This is a genomic window from Streptomyces sp. NPDC031466, from assembly GCF_055581265.1.
In genome coordinates this window covers 1-16,665 of the sequence record NZ_JBVIJT010000004.1, presented here as the reverse complement: position 1 = coordinate 16,665, position 16,665 = coordinate 1, and the positions used below count along the sequence as shown (strand labels likewise).

Below are 16,665 nucleotides of genomic sequence, written 5' to 3'. Positions count from 1 at the left end.
TCATGTCCGAGCACGTCCTGGTCATCGGCAGCGGCCGAGACCTGCCCACCCGGCTGCGCCGCGCCCGGGCCGGCACCCGCACCACCGTCATCTGCCGGCTGGACTACCTCTCCAAACTCCGTGAGACGACGGAACACACCCGAGTCATCGGAGTGAGCCCCGATGCGCCGGACGACGAATGGATCGCGTTCGCCGAGGCCGTCCACGCCCGGCACCCGTTCACCCGGATCGTGGCCTTCGGCGAGCGGGACCAGGACAAATGCGCACTCGTCGGCCGAGCGCTGGGCCTCGCCGCGCACTCCCCGCGGACCACTGCTCTGGTCTACGACAAACACGCCATGCGGGCCCGGCTGCGTGAAGCCGGCATCGACACCACGGCCTGCGCACAGGTCTTCGACGTGGAGGAACTGCGGGCGTTCCTCGCCGCGCACGACACCCCCTGCATCGTGAAACCGGGCAACGGCTCCTTCAGCAAGGGCATCACCCTGGCCCGTGACGCCGAGGAGGCCGCCGACGCCTTCGCACGGGCCGGCGGCGGAGACGGGGACGCCGACGGCACACCGGTCCTGGTGGAACAGTTCCACGAGGGCCCGCAGTTCAGCGTCGAGGCGTTCTCCGAGGACGGCGACCACCAGATCGTCGCGATCACCCGCAAGTACTCCGACCCGCTGAACTTCGTCGAACTGGGCCACGTCAGCCCCGCACCGCTGACCCCCGCCCAGGAGAAGCAGGTCCACGACTACGTGGAACGGATCCTCGACGCCCTCGGCATCAGGTCCGGCGCCACCCACACCGAAGTCGTCCTCGGCGAGAGCGGACCGCAGCTGATCGAGACGCACGTCCGCATGGGCGGCGACGAGATCCCGGCCCTCGCCCACGACGTGACCGGCGTCGACATCGCCGACTGCCTCATCCGCCACACCCTCGGCGAGACGGTCCTGCCCGGCATCCGCGCCACCCTCGCCGCACCGCGCACCCCCCGCAGTTCGGCGATCTGGTTCGCCGCGCTGCCCGCCCCCGGAGTGCTCGCCGAGATCACGGGGGTGGACGAGGCCCGGGCGATGCCCGGGGTGACCGAAGTGGAGCTGCTGGTCCCGCCGGACGCCGCCGTCGGCACCCTGGAATCCTCCGCGTCGCGGGTCGCCCACGCCCGCGCGATCGCGCCGAGCGCCGACGAGGCGCTGGCCGCCGCCCGAGAGGCGATCAACCGCCTCACCTTCCACCTGCGCGTGCACGCCGCCGACCAGGGGGCACTGTGACGACCTCGCCGCCGCGCCCCGCCACCCCGCCGCATTCCCGGCGCATCATCCTGGCCGACTTCCACGACGCGGCCCGCGACGTGCTGCCCGCCCCTGCCTACGACTACCTGCAGGGCGGCGCGGCGGACGAGCGGACCGTGCGCTGGAACGCCGAGGCGTACGAGCGGCTGGCTCTGCTGCCCCGGGTTCTCACCGGCACCGCGGGCGTGGACACCCGCCGCACCCTCTACGGCACGGAACTCCCCGCCCCTGTCCTGCTCGCGCCGACCGCTTCGCACGGCCTGTTCCACCCCGACGCGGAAGCGGCGACCGTGCGGGGCGCCGCCGCCACGGGAACCCTCACCACGGTGAGCACCTTCTCCACGCTGACGCTGGAGGAGATCGGCGCCGCCGCCACCGGACCGTGGTGGTTCCAGCTCTACGTGCAGAGGGACCGGGCCCTCACCGAGGACCTGGTGCTCCGGGCCCGTGCGGCCGGCGCCACCGCCTGCGTCGTCACCGTCGACACCCCGGTGACCGGTCTTCGGGAGAGGGACCTGCGCAACGGATTCGCCCTCCCCTCGCACGGCATGCCCGCCAATCTGGCCGGCCGCGCCGCGGAACTGGGACCGAACGCGGCCGACTCCGCGCACCGCGGCATCCACGACCCGCGGATCGACCCCGCCGTCGGCTGGTCCGACCTCGAATGGCTGCGCTCGGTCTCCGGGCTGCCGGTCCTGGCCAAGGGGATCGTGCGCCCCGACGACGCCCGCCGGGCCGCGGAGACCGGAATCGGCGTCTGGATGTCCAACCACGGGGGCCGCAACCTGGACACCGCGATCGCGCCGCTCGTCACCCTGCCCGCCGTCGCCGAGGCCGTGGCAGGCCGGGTTCCGGTCCTCATCGACGGTGGCATCCGCCGGGGCACCGACGTGGTGAAGGCGCTGGCGCTCGGCGCGGACGCCGTGGCGATCGGACGTCCCTACGTCTGGGGCCTGGCCGTGGGTGGCGCCGAGGGGGTCACCGCAGCCCTGAGCGCCCTGCACCGGGAGACCGAACTGGCACTCGCCCTGCTCGGCGCCCCCGACCTGGCTGCCCTGACCCCGGACCTCGTACGCCCGTCCTGGTGATCCGGGCGGTGCGGCCCGAACCATGTCGCCGTTCGGTCGGAGCCCTGGCAAGGCGACGACAGGTCGGAGGCGGTGCACGCTGCGCCGCAGAGAACCTGAATGCGTCGACAGTGTCTCTTGCCACCCGGCAAAGTGGTCGTCCGTGACGAGCAGTGAACTGTGGACCCGTGCGACCGCCGACCGCTACGACGCCGAGGAGGCCGAAGCATCCTCGGCTGCCGTTCTCGAACCGACCCTCGCCTTCCTCGCCGAGCTTGCCGGAGACGGCCGGGCACTGGAGTTCGCCATCGGAACCGGACGCGTGGGCGTCCCGCTCCGGGAACGCGGCGTGCCGGTCGTGGGCATCGAACTGTCCGAGCACATGGCGGCGGTGCTGCGGCGCAAGATCGACGAGGACACCCTTCCGGTGGTCATCGGGGACATGGCCACCACTGTCGTTCCGGGCGGGTTCACCCTGGTCTATCTCGTCTACAACACCATCACGAACCTGCTGACGCAGGACGAGCAGGTCGAGTGCTTCCACAATGCCGCACGGCATCTGGAGCCCGGCGGCCGATTCGTCATCGAGCTGGGTGTGCCGCCGCTGCGGTTCCTGCCGCCCGGCCAGGTCGCGGTGCCGTTCGATGTCTCCGATCAGCATCTCGGCTTCGACACCTTCGACCTGGTCGAGCAGGTTCTCGTCTCGCACCACTTCACCCGCGACGGCGACGACAGCCACTACCGCCGCGGCAGCTCTCGGCACCGGTACGCCTGGCCGGCGGAGCTCGACCTGATGGCACGGATCGCCGGGCTCGAGCTGGAACGTCGCGTCGCGGACTGGGACAGGGCGCCGTTCGCCCAGGACTCCGCGAAGCACATCTCCGTGTGGCGCAAGCCCACCTGAGATCGACCACCGGGCTGTCAATGTGAGCCGTGCCTGTCTTGCGACTTCCACCGGGAGTTCAGGCGTCGCCCGTGCGCACCCGAGGGTGAGGAAGGTTTCGTGGATGCCGTCGCGCATCTCCCACCGGACCGCCCCGACGGGCGATCAGCGGCTTTCCAGACCTGGACGACGCGGCGTCCCAGCCGCTCGACAGCGGGGTGCTGCGGCTGTACGACACCGGCGTCGCCGGTTCACTGGTCTGTGCGAGCGGTTCCTGATACGTACGGTGTGTGCCGAACGGACATACGTACGTACCGCGCGTCCCCGAGTGCCGGAGGTCCGTCATGGGCAAGCCCTTCACACGGCAGCACCTCGGCCCGGTGGCCCTGATCGTCCTGATCACCGCCGCCCTGCTCGGCGCGGGCCTGGCTCCGGCCGCTTCGGGGGAAGTGGAGAGTGGACGCACCCGCACCGATTCCGGCGCCGTCACGGGGGCCACTCCCAGCAGCGGGTCCGCAACCGCCCCCACTGCCACCGGCATACCCCGCCTCACCGACGCTCGCGGACGCACACTCACCCTGCGCGGCTGGAACGTCGAGGACAAGATCCACCACGGCCCGGACGCCCTCAGCGCGATCACCGAGCGGCACTTCGCCGACCTGCGGGCCCACGGCTTCAACTTCGCCCGCCTGCTGGTCTTCTGGGACGATCTGGAGCCGCGGCGTGGGCGCTACAGCGAGTCGTACCTGCGCAAGATCCGGCGCATCCTCGACTGGGCGCACGAGCACGGCGTCCACGTCGTCATCGACGCCCACCAGGACGTGTTCGGGCCCGCGTTCGGCCACCGCGGGATCCCGGCGTGGGCGACACGGACCGACGGGCTGCCGTTCACCCCGCATCCCGACGACTGGTTCGCCGAGTACTTCGAGCCCGCCGTCCAACGCGCCTTCACCCATCTCTACGAGGACGCGGGCCTGCGGCGCGCGCAGGCCCGCATGTGGCGCCTGCTGGCGGACCGCTTCGGCGGGCATCCCGCGGTGTTCGGCTACGACCTGATCAACGAGCCGATGGGGGAGTTGCGTGCGGGCGAGGACCTGGCGAGTGCCGCTCACCGCATCGAGGCGACGCAGCTCACCCCGATGTACCGCCGCCTCGCCGCCGCCATCCGCACCCGGGACCGCTCGAACCGCCTGTTCATCGAGCCGACCCCGATCGTCGGCGAAGGCGTGCCCACCGGCCTGGGCCGCGTCCCCGACGAACACGTCGTCTACGCCCCGCACTTCTACGACACCGCGATGGAGGCAGGCGCCGACTACGACCCGGCGGCAGGCTGGATCACGGCGTACGAGAACGCCGTCACCGCATATCCGCGCGAGCACTCGGTCCCCGTCGTGGTGGGCGAGTGGGGCCCGCTGAACAGCGACCTGCCGAACATGCGCCGCTTCCACGACGACGCGCTCGCCTCCTTCACCCGATACTCCTCGGGCTGGGCGGCCTACGTCTGGTGCTACGGCGGCGGCTACTGCGCCCTCGACCGCGACGGCCGCCTCCGTACGAACAAGGAGCGCACCGCCACTCCGTACGCCTCGGCGGTCGCGGGCACCGTGCGCGCCGACACCCACGACGCGGCCCGCGCGACGTACCGCCTCGCCTACCGGTCGAATCGCCGCCCCGGCACCACCGTACTGTCCCTGCCGCCGAGCACCACCGGCTGGCGTATCGAGGTCACGGGCCGCACGGCACACCCCAGCGCCCGAAGCGTGCCGCCCGGGGAGGCACGAGAGGTGCGCGTGCGGGCGTTCGATGGAACGGAGGTGGAGGTGACGGTACGGCCAACCTTTGGCTCGGGTGATCACCCGTGTGAGGATCGTGCTGTGTGTGCCGGCACAGAGGCGCGCGTGACGGCGCAAGGTCGAGCGGGGGTCCTGGAATGTTCACGGGGAGAACAGCGCGGCTGGTGGTCAGCAACGACGGCGAAGAGCTGTTGGAGCTGACCGTCGAGCCTTGGGCGGACATCCACCGGCTCTTGCCGAAGGAGACCTGCGTCGTTGTCACCCACTCGCCGCTGAGGTGGAAGCAGTGGCCGTTGGCCCACACCGTGACCGAATCGGGGTGGTGTTGGACCTCGAACGGTTCATCGCCATACGACGTCCCACTCCAGGTGCCGTCTCCCACGGAACAGGTCATGTCTGACAAGGATCCCGGGTGGGCTCGGTCGAGGAGGTGGAACCGCGTGGGTGTCCATTCCGGCATTCCGTGGGAAGTGTCCGGGTGCCGCGGCGTGGTCGGAGCCTCGCCCACCACCCGCCCCTGGCAAGAAGTCGAGCATCATCCGCCGACGGGCCAAGAACGACCGCCTCAACCATGCTGGCTACCTCTAGTGTCCCGTCGCGTTTGATCTTGCCTCTGGCCGGGGTTGTGATCAGGGGTGATGCAAGGACGGGTGAGACGGGCCTCCGGTGGAATCTCAGATGAGGTTGTCCCGCAACGGCACTTCTGCGGGAATGTCTCACTTGATGTTGTCGGTCAGTTGTCTTTCACGGCTGTGCGGCGGCGGAAGGCGGCTTGACGACATCGGTGCGTGCGAGCAGTAGAGGGCATCACGGCGTCGGTCGTCACCAGGAGTCCAGGTGACGCCGCAGGCGGGGCACTCCTTCTTCTCCATGCGGGAGGACACTTCACGGAGCGTGCGGACGTGTTGCTGCCGCCTCCAGTTGCGTGACCTGCATGCGGTTGAGCAGAACAGCATCTTCGGGTTCGCCGCCTTGAGCTGGTTGCCGCAGCTGGCGCAATGCCCCGGAGCGTCGGAGTCGGGGGCAAGGAGGGCATTGAGTCGACTGGTGAGCTGGTCCAGCGTCTCGGGGTTGTGGGTCCGGGGTTCGTTCGGCATCGGGAACGGGTGGTTGGTGAGAGTGCGGTAGTAGTGCTCTTCCTCGATCCAGCGGACGAGCGGGTCGGCAGCGCCGGCCCCTTCGTAGCGGTAGCCGGGGGCGGCCCGTGCACGGACTTCGCTGATGAACAAGCGGAAGTCCCGATCATGACCGGTGAAGGGCAGGCTGCGGAGCTTCGGCGAGGCCAGGAGGCCAGTCAGAGCGACGATGTCGGGATAGCCTAGCCGCTGGCGATGAACCGGGGGTCCTCGCGATAGGTTCCTCCGCCCGGAGGGATGAGGAACCTCAGCCTGTGGTCGAGCCGTTTGTTGAAACGGCGACGGTCCCACCAGCGCCAACACCAGTCGGCTGCCTCCCGCATGGCGAGGACCACGGTCTCACAGCCGTGCTCGCGGACCATGAGGTGATGGTCGCGCTGTGCCTGGATGATTTCGGGCAACAGGCGGAGGTCGAACTGAGCGTGGTAGGTATCGGTCCAGCGGCCGTGGCGAAGGCAGAGTCGGGTGCTCTTGGGGACCCAGTGCCGAACTTCCGTGAAGACTCCCTTGGTTGCCAGGCAGAGCGTGCAGGCCGCCTGGACCTGCCAGCCCTCATCAAGGAGTTGGAGGGACGCAGGCAGCCCTCCTATGAGTTCTGGAGCCCGGAGATCGGGCAGGGCTTTCAGGAGCCGGTCGCGGGGGTGGCCGGACAGGCCGCTGATGGCGTCGAGCAACGGCAACGGGGCCGGGTGGATCCGATGCCGGTCGTTGATGTGCTCGTGGAGTTCGAGGTGGCAGATCCGGTTCGCCGCCGCGAGCCGGGCAACGTAGGAATCCCAGGTCTCGCGATGGAGCGGGGTGATGGTGTGTGGGAGCCACCGGAGCCGGGGCGGCGGCAGGTACCCGATCATGCGGCGTCTCCGACCTCGCCGCCCTCGTCATCGTTTGCGCGGGGGCAGTCGGACTGGGTGCTGTGGTCAACCGGGATGGACTCCAGCAGGCGCCGGGTGATGCGTTCACTGCCGTCGGCGATCGCACTGATGGCGGCCGCGCGGATGAGATGGGACAGGCTGCTGATGCTTCCGCCGGTGCGATTGTGCAGATACTTCGCCAGTCGGACCAGGCTGCCGGGCTCGTGACGGTGCAGCCGCAGCGACTCCTCCATCAGCGCGATTATCGAGCGCCATTCGCCCCGGTAGGGGAAGTTCGCGGTGTACTTCATCACGCAGCGGGCCGCGATCTGCTTGCCGCGGACGCCGGTGAACAGGCCCTCGCGCTCGACGTTGATCCCGGCGTAGACGAACGTGGCGGGAATGTGCTCCGCGAAGTACTTCAGATGGTCGGAGAGATCCTTGCCCGTGGACGTGGCCATATTGATGTTGTGGATCTCGTCGACCAGGACCAGGTCGCAGTGAGCGTCGGTGAGGATCTCGCAGACCGCGTCCGCGATATCCATCTCGTTGTGCCGTGCTTTCAGCGGCAGGCCCAGGAAGTGCGCGAAGCGGGTGGCGAGTTTGCGCGGGGAACCGTTGGGCGGGGCAGAGACGTAGACGACCGGGATGCGGTCGTGGTCGGGGAAACGCTGGCGCACTCGCAGCTCGTGGGCCCGGCCGAGCTGTTTGATGGCGGTGGACTTGCCCGTAGCCCAGGGCCCGGAGACGATCAGCCCTCGGCGTGCGCTGATCTCCCGCCGGTTGACCAGGGTCAGCAGCCTGCCCTGGTTCAGGACCTCCCGGACGGTGGGGGTCACCACGATGATCAGCTCGGAGTGATAGTTGACCCGGCCTTCGTCGTACTCGCCCTGGGCCCGCGGATCGAGGTCCTTGCGGACGTCCTCAGGCAGCAGGTCGAAGGTGATCGGATCCTCCTCGACGAAGCGTCGCCAGCCCTCCAGCGTAGTCGTGGGCATCCGCCGGTCCGCGGGCATGTTCACCACCATTTCCGTGCCTCCTTGCGTGCGTCGAAGACTTTCAGCGGAACGACCTCAGCGACCGTGTCGTCCTCCTCGCCCTCTCCGTCGTCCTCGACCGGAGACGACGGCTCGACTGGTGGAGGCGACGGAGGTTCGGGCCGTGGCCAGGCGGGCTGGCTGGTGGCCTGGGTCCGGGCGGCGACCTTTGGCCCACGACGCCGGCTGCGGCGGCCTCGGGCCGGTTTGGCCCGGACCGCCTCTTCCTCCGGGCCGCTGGTCGCCCGGTCGAGCAGGTTGCCAACCGCAACAGCGATGGCGTCCTCAGTGACCTGCTCGCCCTGTTCACGCAGGTCTCGGGCGGTGTGCCCCCAGGCCAGTTCACCGAAGGGGGTGGCAGCGGTGGACAGCAGCCGCCAAGGGACCGTGATCCACTGTCCGGTGCGGTGGTTGCGGAGCCAGACGAGCCGGATGTCGTAGGGGTCGTGACGGACCTCCCAGCGGTTCTTCCGCTGGACGATCCCGGACTTCTCACGCCGCAGGTCGTCGAGTTCGGCGCAGTTGTAAATCCGGTGATTGATCTTGATGCCGTAGCAGTTGATGGCCTGCCAGCGGGCCGGCAGCAGTTCCAGGTAGTCCTCCGAGGTCAGTGCGAGCGGGAGGAATCCGGCCGACTCCACGAGCGCGGCGTACTTTTCGTTCGGGGAGAACGTCCGCCCCGGAGCGAGCGGGTCACGGAGAGAGTCATGGGCCCTGTTCTGCCACTTGGCGCTGATCCATTGCTCCAACAGCTCCTGAAGCTGGTGCAGCGAGAACAGCGGCGCGTCCTCGACCTTGCGGCCTCGGTATTCCGTCGAACGTCCGGTGTAGCCGGAGAGGAACTGGGCGAACAGTGAGGCTGCCGAGCCCAGTGTTCTTTCGATGTGAGGCTTGTGAGTTGGAGTGCGAGGTGGGGCGTGGACCACCTCGGTGCCGAACGCGTTGCAAGCGGCATGGAAGTTCTTTGACAGGAAGGCTTTGCCGCCGTCCACCACCACCGTTTCCGGGATGATCAACGGGACCGCGGCAGCGTGCCGCAGCCTCTCATCCACCGACAGCAGCCGCTCGTAGGGCAGGGCTGAGTGCTCCATCCGCAGAGCCTCCGGCCAGCCCGGCCGCATCGGCGCCGGGGTCACCGACCGGGCCAGCAGCAACGCGGCGTCCACCGACTTCGTGGTCGGCCGCAGCACCGCGGCCGTGATGGACCGTGTTGCGACGTTGACCATGCCGACGAGTTCGGCCACAGTGACAGTTCAGCGAACGGCGACAGCGTGTAACCCCTGCCCCATATCCCCTCTGAGCTTGACTCTGTCGGGGATGTCCCGTCTCGCCGGACGTTCTCGCTGTCTCAGATGACCTTGTTTGATTCGCTGCTGGTCTCGGGTGACGTTATCGCTGCCACGTCGAGGCGACAGCAGCACCAACGCGCACTGCGTGATGCGTCCTTCCGCATGGAGAAGAGGGAGTGCGCAGTCTGTGGGGTCAACTGGACGACCGGCACCGATCGACGTCATGACGCTCGCTACTGCTCAGGGCGCTGTCGCCAAACCGCCTTCCGCCGACGCACAGCCGTCGAAGACGACTGACCGACAACAGCAGGCAGGCACTACTGTCCTCAGCTATGACCGAGCCGACCTACCTGCACGCTACTCGGGTGGCCTACGACACTGTCGCCGTCGACTACGCCAAGCTTGTGCCCCCCGCGTTCGAGGACGACCTATACGGCCGTGCGATGATCAGCACGTTTGCCGAACTCACGCGGGCCTTCGACGCCGGGCCCGTCGCTGATCTCGGCTGCGGGCCCGGCCACGTGACGGCACACCTTCAGTCCCTCGGGGTGACCGCGTTCGGCATCGACCTGTCGCCCGAGACGGTTGCGGTTGCCCGACGCAGGCATCCGGACCTGCAATTTGACGAAGGGTCGATGACCGACCTGGACCTAGCGGATGACAGTCTTGGCGGGATCATCGCCTGGTACTCAATCGTCCACACCCCTCCGGAGCTGCTGCCAGTTGTGTTCGCAGAGTTCCACCGCGTGCTGGCTCCGGGTGGCCATCTACTGATTGCCTTCAAGGCCGGTGACGGGCTCCGGCGCCTGGAGAATGCATACGGGCACGAGCTCTCCCTCGACGTCTACTGGGTATCTCCCGACCGCATCGCCGAGCTGCTGAGCCAGACCGGGCTTGTGGTGGACGCCCGGCTGATCCGCGAGCCCAACGAGCAGGAGAAGCCCCGGCAAGGCCAGCAGGCATACCTCGTGGCTCGAAAGTCAGGGAAGTCGGTCGGAGATCTGGAAACGCGGGCAGTCGACAACATCTCCTGAGACGAACCCGCCGATCTGATCCCCGGCGACAACATCAAGTGAGACCGGCCGCCGGGCCGGTCTCACCACTGATTGCATCCGCCCAGGTCAGGAGCTACCCATCGGCAATGCTCAATTGAGACGGGACAACAGCCCCTCGCGGTGGTGAGGCGCTGACCGGCATACTCCCTCGGCTCCGCTCCGCCCCGGCCCGCAACCAGCTGCGGCGTACAGACGTCACGAAGGGCAGAAGCCCCTTACAAGGCCCTGGGGGCTCTTCCTGCCGTCCACGACGAACAGGAACTCAGGCAGCCGCTCAAGGGCGTCACATGGCTCAGGAGTCGCCTCCCGTCGGGCTTCTCCGTACGGGGGTGGAGGCTCGTGATGTTCCGGCGGCTGTAGAGCAAGGAGGGCCCGGCAAGTGCCTGGCCCTACCTGTGTGTCGGTCACCAAAAGGACGGCCGGCACCGGGCGTGAGAACGTACAACTGCGGCAATAGGGCCTCCTGGATCTCGGTTGGCTTCGCAACCCCGAGCTACCAAGAGGCCCTGCCTTCATGCCCGCGACCAGCTGCGGTCACCCGATGGAGGCTCCCGTTCGATACACACCCCTCAAGACCGGAACGACGACAGCTACTGTGACGATCGTCCAAGATCTTCGATGGAGTCCGTTAGGACGTTGAGACGTGGAAGCTCATGACATCGATGCTGTTGATCGCTCGCCACTGGTCCTGGCTGTAACCGTCCCAGTTCTTGGCTTTGCGGTCGGCCGGGAACTCGGCGGCTTGGTCACGGCCTACCAGCACGAGCATGTAGATCTGCCCGATCCCCTTGACGCCCGGGTAGCCGACCGGCCGGGTGTTGTCTTCCCAGCAGCCGACGGATGTGGGTGTTACGGGTGTGGCGGGGTAGTACCGGTTATTTCCTGGGTTCCCGAACGTGTCTTTGGTGTTGGCGTCAGGTCGCCTGATTAGATACAGGACCTGGCCGGCAGGCACATCGAGGTTGAGCTGCCCCTTGACGCTCACTTCCGGATTGCTGTCCGGGCTCACTTGTGAGTAGATCCTGGGTCGGCTTCGATCGGCGAAGAGAACCTGGTTGTAGCGCTGAGACGGTGGCTGGATCCAGTAGTCGCCGAGCCGGTCGAGGTCGCACGGATCGCTTTCTGGTGGCTCGTCAGCACAATTCAGGAGGACGGGAATTACCGCTGCGGCCACGACGGCTAGGCCGCCGAGGACGGCGATGAGGATCCTGGCCCTTCCGCTGTTGCCTTCCTCGCCTTCACCTTGCGGACCAGGTGCCGCGGTGTCATCAGCGGACCCCGTATTGGTGTTTATCACTTTCATCCCCCTCGCCCAGAAGTCCGTATTAGCGGGTTTCTGGAATTTTAGGAAGAGGCGTACAAGCGCGCAGAGGTAGTGCGCCGACTTCCCGATGCGCCCCTCTCGTATTTCGCCTTGAGGATCGCCGCCGCTGGGCTCGCGGATAAGGCGGCCGCGTCGTGGCTCCCAAAACCGCGTGAGGGCCGGCAGTTGACCGAACGGCGAGTCGCCGCTGGCCCTTCCTTGATGCGCGCGCCTGCCTCTAGGCTGATCCGGTGTCCAGAAGTTCCCAGCCAGGCGTCAGCGCCAATACTCAGAGGAGGCCATGGGCATCCCGACGTTGATCGTGTTGGGGGCGGCGGGCGGTCTGCTGCGTGGGGCCGTGGACCTGTACACCCGATTCGTGTCCTGGCAGGCCGTTTGCCTCGCCTGTCTGCAGGCGGCCGAGCAAGCCCCCCGGTTCCGGGCGTACTTCGACCCCTCCACCGACGTCGTCGCGCCCGTCGTGCACACGGTGATGGGTGCCGGTGTCGCAGTCCTGTTCGGCGCCACGGGACAGATCAGCGGTGCGTACGCTGCTGCGTGAACCGGGTCGGCCTGGTGGCGATGCGATTTGGGCACGGGGAAGCTGACCATCGAGCGCGTCTACCTGATCACCAGCCTGAGCGTCTTCGACGCCAACTGCACCGAGCTCGCCACCTGGATCAGAGGCCACTGAGGTATAGAGAACCTCCTGCACCACGTGCGGGACCGCAGGTTCCGCGAGGACGACTCCAAGGTCCGCACCGGCATCCTGCCCGGCGCCATGGCCTCCCTGCGCAACCTCGCCATCAGCGTCTTCCGTCAGGACGGCCAGACCAACACCGCCGCCGCCCTCCGCAACACCGGCCGCGACTACCACCGACCCCTACGAGCCGTCGGCCTCACGTGACGAACCCAGACAGATACTCGATCACGCAATGACCCTGCCACTGTCACCGGGGGGGGGCGAACAGATGGAACTGCGCGTACTGGGCAGCGGGCGAATCGGTGCGCCGCAAGCTCAAGAAGCTGGGAAAGGAAGAACTACGTGCGGTCAGTTCGCTCCAGGAATCGAACTGTCCCATGCGACGTCATTTTCGAATTCCGAGTCGCTGGGAGGTGTCCAGGAGCGGCTAAGGACGAGTCTTATCAACTTTCCGTCCTTTTCGGGATCGATGGCTTGGAAATATTCGAAGGTCTTGGATTGTCCGGGAGCTAGCGTTCCACTGGATGAATCCAGGTGGCTGCTGCCACCGACGTAGTCTCCGACGGATTCATTGTCGCCAGCTTCGACAGAAACGAATTTGTAATAGTCGGAGGAAAAATCTTCCCCAAGCGCGAGAGGTTTGCTGCTGGCGTTCGAAACGGTCACTATCACGGAGATTGCGACCTGACTGGCCCTCATTGAAATCGGCTGTCCACCGAGCGATGTCCCGTAAAATCGCTTGAACGGATCAGCTTTGAGGGTAAGCCCATCACTGTAGGTGTATGATTTCCCTGCATCAAGAATGCAAGGATAGCTGCCGACGCGGATATTACCCGCACTCAAAGACGGCTTTTTCGGAGGTGTGCCACCTGCAGCAATGCACGGATCTGAAGCTTTTGAACCGCTTTTTGGTGTCGCCCGTGGAGAGGCTTTCTCTGCTTGACCGCCGCTAGCAACTGAGGAATTGTCAGAATCGGTGGATTTATGCCCACTGTCGGAAATGAGTTGCACGGCGCCGTAGCCTCCCAGTGAAATGAGCGCAACCGCTAAGACGCCTAGAACAGCCAGGTAGATTCGACTTCCTCGCGTGTTGTTGATCGTCAGTGGTCCGAGTGAAATGTGACTGTTGCGAACCCGGGAGGAACCACCAATTACTACGCTGTGCGAGTAGGGCTGGGGTGAATGGGATGGCTGCGGATCGGCCAGCGCGCGTACAATCTTATTGTGGAAATCACTGTTGGAAACCAACTCATGCGCGAGCAGGGAGCGGAGCGTATTTACTGAGGCCGGATCCGTGGGATTGCTCGTGACATTCGTCAGAGCGGTCTCGCCCTCCTCTGAGTCGCCTAACTGTCGGCGGACTAGGTCGACCACTGCAGTGCCAGCACCCTGCCCGACTGTGCTCGCTGCACCGCTTGCCGCCCCGACGAATATTTCGACTACCGTAGAAATCAGTCCGCCATTTTCCATATTTCCCCCCAGTCGGTGCAATTGCTTGATTTTTGCATGCTTGTCGCCCGGCTGCGTGCGAACCGCTCAATGTAACTGAGTCGAGACAGGGCATATGTCAGAGGCAGTCTCCGGGTTCTAGCCGCACTATCCGCGGCGGTGGGCGGGGATACGCCGCCGTGGGAGGGCCAGGTACGGATAGTCCACAGTGACGCCGCACGGCCGCTCCGCTGGATCAACCCTCAGCTCGACGATGGTTCGCGGAGCACCGGTGTAAAGGAGTCGGCCGACGCCAGGCCCTATGCGAGGTATTCGATGGGTTGGTGCAGCAGCCTAGCCAGGGCCAGGCGGTGCCGTTGGCGGTGAACAGGACGGACGGCATACGTCGGCTTCGCGGAGAAGATCAGCGCCCAGTCTGTTTGCTGCCCCATCGGATCGGTCCGGGCACGGCCGTCACGTTGCTAATCACAGTGAGCCCTTTCCAACCTCATGCTGACGCATGATGAAGGACGACGACGGCCTTTACGACGTCGGTGATTCGGTTGGTGCTGCAGCGGAGTTTCCGCAGGAGGCGCCAGCCCTTGAGAGTCGCCATGGCCTGCTCGCCGAGGCAACGGATCTTGGCGTGGGTGGTGTGTGGCGGCGCTTCCACTGCTTGAGGCGGCGGCCCCGAAACGGGACCCGGACGTGTCCACCGGCTCCTTGGTACGCCTTGTCCGCCCAGCACCTGAGGCCCGCTGCGGCGAGGGCGTCGATGATCCCGTGCTGCCGGGCGGCGGTCAGATCGTGGGTCGAGCCGGGCAGAGCCGGCGAGGACCAGAGCAGCCGTCCGAACGGATCGGTGAGGACTTGGACGTGCATGCCGTGACGTTTGTGTTTCCCGGAGTAGTACGGGTTGTCGGCGGCGATGCGGTCGATGGGCAGCAGGGTGCCGTCGAGGATGATGAACGCCTTGGTTTGGATGGTCTTCATCGCTTCGGCCAGGGTCGGGGCGAGGGCGGACAGGACCTCGATGGCTTCACGTATGTAGCGGTAGGCGGTGGCGATCCTGATGCCGGACCCCGCTGCGAGCTGGGAGTAGGTGTCACCGCACCGCAGGTGGGCCAGGGCGAGCGGGGCTTGGCGTGCCACGGGAAGCCGCCGCCATCGCGTCCCGATGTCCCGTCGCCTGGCTGCCAGTTGTCCGGCCAGGAACCGCAGGGTGCGGGTGGACAAGTCGATCGAGGACAGGTAGACAAGCACGCGAAGCTCCTGGCGGACATGGGTAATCTTGGTCGAGAACCCATCTACCAGGAGCTTCGTCGTTGCGCAGGACGGCCCAACTCGCGGTCAGTGAGGCCAGCTGGAAACAGCTCAGTGCCAGCAGGTGACTACGGGAGGCAGGGACCGTCTGACGATCGCGCGTTCACCCAGTGGTGATTGCCAGGTTCGTACCTATAGGAGTACGTGAACTGCATAGAGAAGGACCGAAGTCGATGCTGGGAAGCTGCCTGTCGAGACGATGCACCGCTGCCTCCACCCACCCCCCGCCCCGGTCGACTTCGGACAGGGAACGCTCGGTTTCGGCTGACGAGATGAGGTGGATGCCTGCCGCAGGTGAGGAACTACGAGCGGATGCCCCGTGTGTACTGCCGGGTGATCCGTCCTGGATCAGGCAGGCTGCCTACCTTGCGGACGTCCTTGGGACGCTCGCGTCCGCAGTACCTCGCTCGGCAACTGATAGGCCGGGCGAGGTGAGCCTGTTGGTGCGACGAACCAACTACTCTCCGGGCTGGTCTCGCGGGACAGCCCGGAGAGTAGTCAGCTGAGCCGGGTTGTGGCATACACCTCGATGGCGTCGCGCTGGTACGCGGCCAGGCCCGGTGCGATCGCCTCGTACGCGGCGCGCCAGGCGCTGTTGTCCACGCAGGAGCGTCCGACGGCGCGGTACTCATCGGTGGAGACGGGCCGCAGCTCGGTCATGGCCTGGTACTGGGCGTCGATCTGGGCCTGCACGGGCGCGGCGTCGGCCGGGTGGCCAGCGGCCATCAGGTCGGCCAGCAGGATCATCTGCGTCGTGCGCTCGCGCTGTCCGGCCTCGATGTCCTGCGGGGTCATCGCGGCGACCGTGCGGGCGACTTCCTCGGCGTGCTCGGGGAAGTCGTGCAGGCTCTCCTGGTACTGGGAGGGCTGGATGCCCCCGAACAGGTTCTCCGGTCGGTCGATGGTCATAGGGTTGCCGTCCTTTCTGGAGCGTTCCAGTTCGGCGATCGTGCGGGAGACGGTGCCTGCCAGGGCGTCGATCCGGTCCCGCTCGGCGAGCAGCCGCCGGTGGTGGCCGCGTAGGGCGTCCACCTCGTCGACCTGCTCGGAGAGGATCCGGCCGACCTCGGGAAGCCCTACGCCCAGTGCCCGCAGTACGAGAATCTGCTGCAGCCGCAGCAGCTGGTGCTCCCCGTAGTAGCGGTGGCCGTTGGTCCCGATCCGGGCGGGCGGCAGCAGGCCGACCTCGTCGTAGTGCCGCAAGGTCCGGGCGGTCACGCCCGACATCCGAGCGACCTCCGCGATAGGCCAGTCCATCGCTGTCTCCCTTACGATCGCGTCGCCGGGCCGGTTTCTCCGGCCCTGTTAAGGACGGTAGAAGCTGCCGCAGCGGCAACCGCAAGCCCGCACCCTCGCGATCTGGATGACGGCCCGCGACTTTCCCCGACGGCCCACCCAGCACACCAGGAACTTTCACAACACGCCCTAAAGCGTGTTGCAGAAGGTTGCGTCCGGGCAGGTCAGGGCCGCTCTGGGGGCGGTCTGATCACGCTGCGAGGGCGAGGTTGTGCATGTGG

The 16,665-nt window shown here is 66.8% G+C and carries 14 protein-coding genes and 1 pseudogene; 7 read left to right on the top strand and 8 right to left on the bottom strand.

Features of this window, described 5'->3' with window-relative positions; translation table 11 throughout:
* The first annotated feature begins 2 nt into the window (after positions 1-2).
* The 4 genes from ACZ5GP_RS08990 (at position 3) to ACZ5GP_RS08975 (ending at position 5,224) form a co-directional block, all read left to right on the top strand.
* Entirely contained in the window at positions 3-1,259 is a 1,257-nt protein-coding gene (locus ACZ5GP_RS08990) for an ATP-grasp domain-containing protein (RefSeq protein WP_468750185.1), read from the top strand.
* Positions 1,256-2,368, top strand: a complete 1,113-nt coding sequence (locus ACZ5GP_RS08985; protein ID WP_358914165.1) for an alpha-hydroxy acid oxidase — start codon at positions 1,256-1,258, stop codon at positions 2,366-2,368. Before ACZ5GP_RS08990 ends, ACZ5GP_RS08985 begins: the two co-directional genes overlap by 4 nt.
* 142 nt (positions 2,369-2,510) lie before the next feature.
* The gene (locus ACZ5GP_RS08980; RefSeq protein WP_468750184.1) at positions 2,511-3,251 is read left to right on the top strand and encodes a class I SAM-dependent DNA methyltransferase; all 741 of its coding nucleotides are present in this window, start codon (positions 2,511-2,513) and stop codon (positions 3,249-3,251) included.
* 323 nt (positions 3,252-3,574) lie between these two features.
* Entirely contained in the window at positions 3,575-5,224 is a 1,650-nt protein-coding gene (locus tag ACZ5GP_RS08975) for a glycoside hydrolase family 5 protein (protein ID WP_468750183.1), read from the top strand.
* A 515-nt stretch (positions 5,225-5,739) separates the two neighbouring features.
* On the opposite strand, the gene ACZ5GP_RS08970 is transcribed toward ACZ5GP_RS08975, so the two are convergent.
* From ACZ5GP_RS08970 to ACZ5GP_RS08955, 4 genes are all read right to left on the bottom strand, one after another.
* Positions 5,740-6,252: a hypothetical protein gene (locus tag ACZ5GP_RS08970; protein WP_468750182.1), complete on the bottom strand. Its 513-nt coding sequence runs from the start codon at positions 6,250-6,252 to the stop codon at positions 5,740-5,742.
* A gap of 89 nt (positions 6,253-6,341) precedes the next feature.
* The gene (locus ACZ5GP_RS08965; protein WP_468750181.1) at positions 6,342-7,010 is read right to left on the bottom strand and encodes a hypothetical protein; all 669 of its coding nucleotides are present in this window, start codon (positions 7,008-7,010) and stop codon (positions 6,342-6,344) included.
* Complete coding sequence (locus ACZ5GP_RS08960; protein ID WP_468750180.1) at positions 7,007-8,008, bottom strand: ATP-binding protein; 1,002 nt, start codon at positions 8,006-8,008, stop codon at positions 7,007-7,009. Before ACZ5GP_RS08960 ends, ACZ5GP_RS08965 begins: the two co-directional genes overlap by 4 nt.
* A 20-nt stretch (positions 8,009-8,028) precedes the next feature.
* Positions 8,029-9,291 carry a Mu transposase C-terminal domain-containing protein gene (locus tag ACZ5GP_RS08955; protein WP_468750179.1) on the bottom strand — a complete coding sequence of 421 codons (1,263 nt, stop codon included), beginning with the start codon at positions 9,289-9,291 and terminating at the stop codon, positions 8,029-8,031.
* 377 nt (positions 9,292-9,668) lie between these two features.
* Here ACZ5GP_RS08955 and ACZ5GP_RS08950 point away from each other — a divergent pair, with 377 nt between their 5' ends.
* On the top strand, positions 9,669-10,370 hold the full coding sequence (locus tag ACZ5GP_RS08950; RefSeq protein WP_468750178.1) for a class I SAM-dependent methyltransferase: 702 nt from the start codon (positions 9,669-9,671) through the stop codon (positions 10,368-10,370).
* Between the two features lie 649 nt (positions 10,371-11,019).
* Here ACZ5GP_RS08950 and ACZ5GP_RS08945 read toward each other — a convergent pair.
* Entirely contained in the window at positions 11,020-11,688 is a 669-nt protein-coding gene (locus ACZ5GP_RS08945; RefSeq protein WP_468750177.1) for a hypothetical protein, read from the bottom strand.
* A 307-nt stretch (positions 11,689-11,995) separates the two neighbouring features.
* Between ACZ5GP_RS08945 and ACZ5GP_RS08940 the strand changes: the two genes are divergently transcribed.
* Together ACZ5GP_RS08940 and ACZ5GP_RS08935 are read left to right on the top strand one after the other, a co-directional pair.
* Positions 11,996-12,256 carry a hypothetical protein gene (locus ACZ5GP_RS08940; RefSeq protein ID WP_468750176.1) on the top strand — a complete coding sequence of 87 codons (261 nt, stop codon included), beginning with the start codon at positions 11,996-11,998 and terminating at the stop codon, positions 12,254-12,256.
* A gap of 156 nt (positions 12,257-12,412) precedes the next feature.
* Positions 12,413-12,601 (top strand): hypothetical protein, encoded by a 189-nt coding sequence (locus ACZ5GP_RS08935; RefSeq protein WP_468750175.1) that lies wholly within the window; start codon positions 12,413-12,415, stop codon positions 12,599-12,601.
* A gap of 144 nt (positions 12,602-12,745) precedes the next feature.
* Here ACZ5GP_RS08935 and ACZ5GP_RS08930 read toward each other — a convergent pair whose 3' ends face one another.
* From ACZ5GP_RS08930 to ACZ5GP_RS08920, 3 genes and pseudogenes are all read right to left on the bottom strand, one after another.
* Positions 12,746-13,867 carry a hypothetical protein gene (locus ACZ5GP_RS08930; protein WP_468750174.1) on the bottom strand — a complete coding sequence of 374 codons (1,122 nt, stop codon included), beginning with the start codon at positions 13,865-13,867 and terminating at the stop codon, positions 12,746-12,748.
* 466 nt (positions 13,868-14,333) lie between these two features.
* Positions 14,334-15,088 (bottom strand): annotated as a pseudogene (locus ACZ5GP_RS08925) (transposase family protein).
* Positions 15,089-15,646: 558 nt separating this feature from the next.
* Positions 15,647-16,405 (bottom strand): MerR family transcriptional regulator, encoded by a 759-nt coding sequence (locus ACZ5GP_RS08920; protein ID WP_468750173.1) that lies wholly within the window; start codon positions 16,403-16,405, stop codon positions 15,647-15,649.
* Between the last annotated feature and the right edge of the window lie 260 nt (positions 16,406-16,665).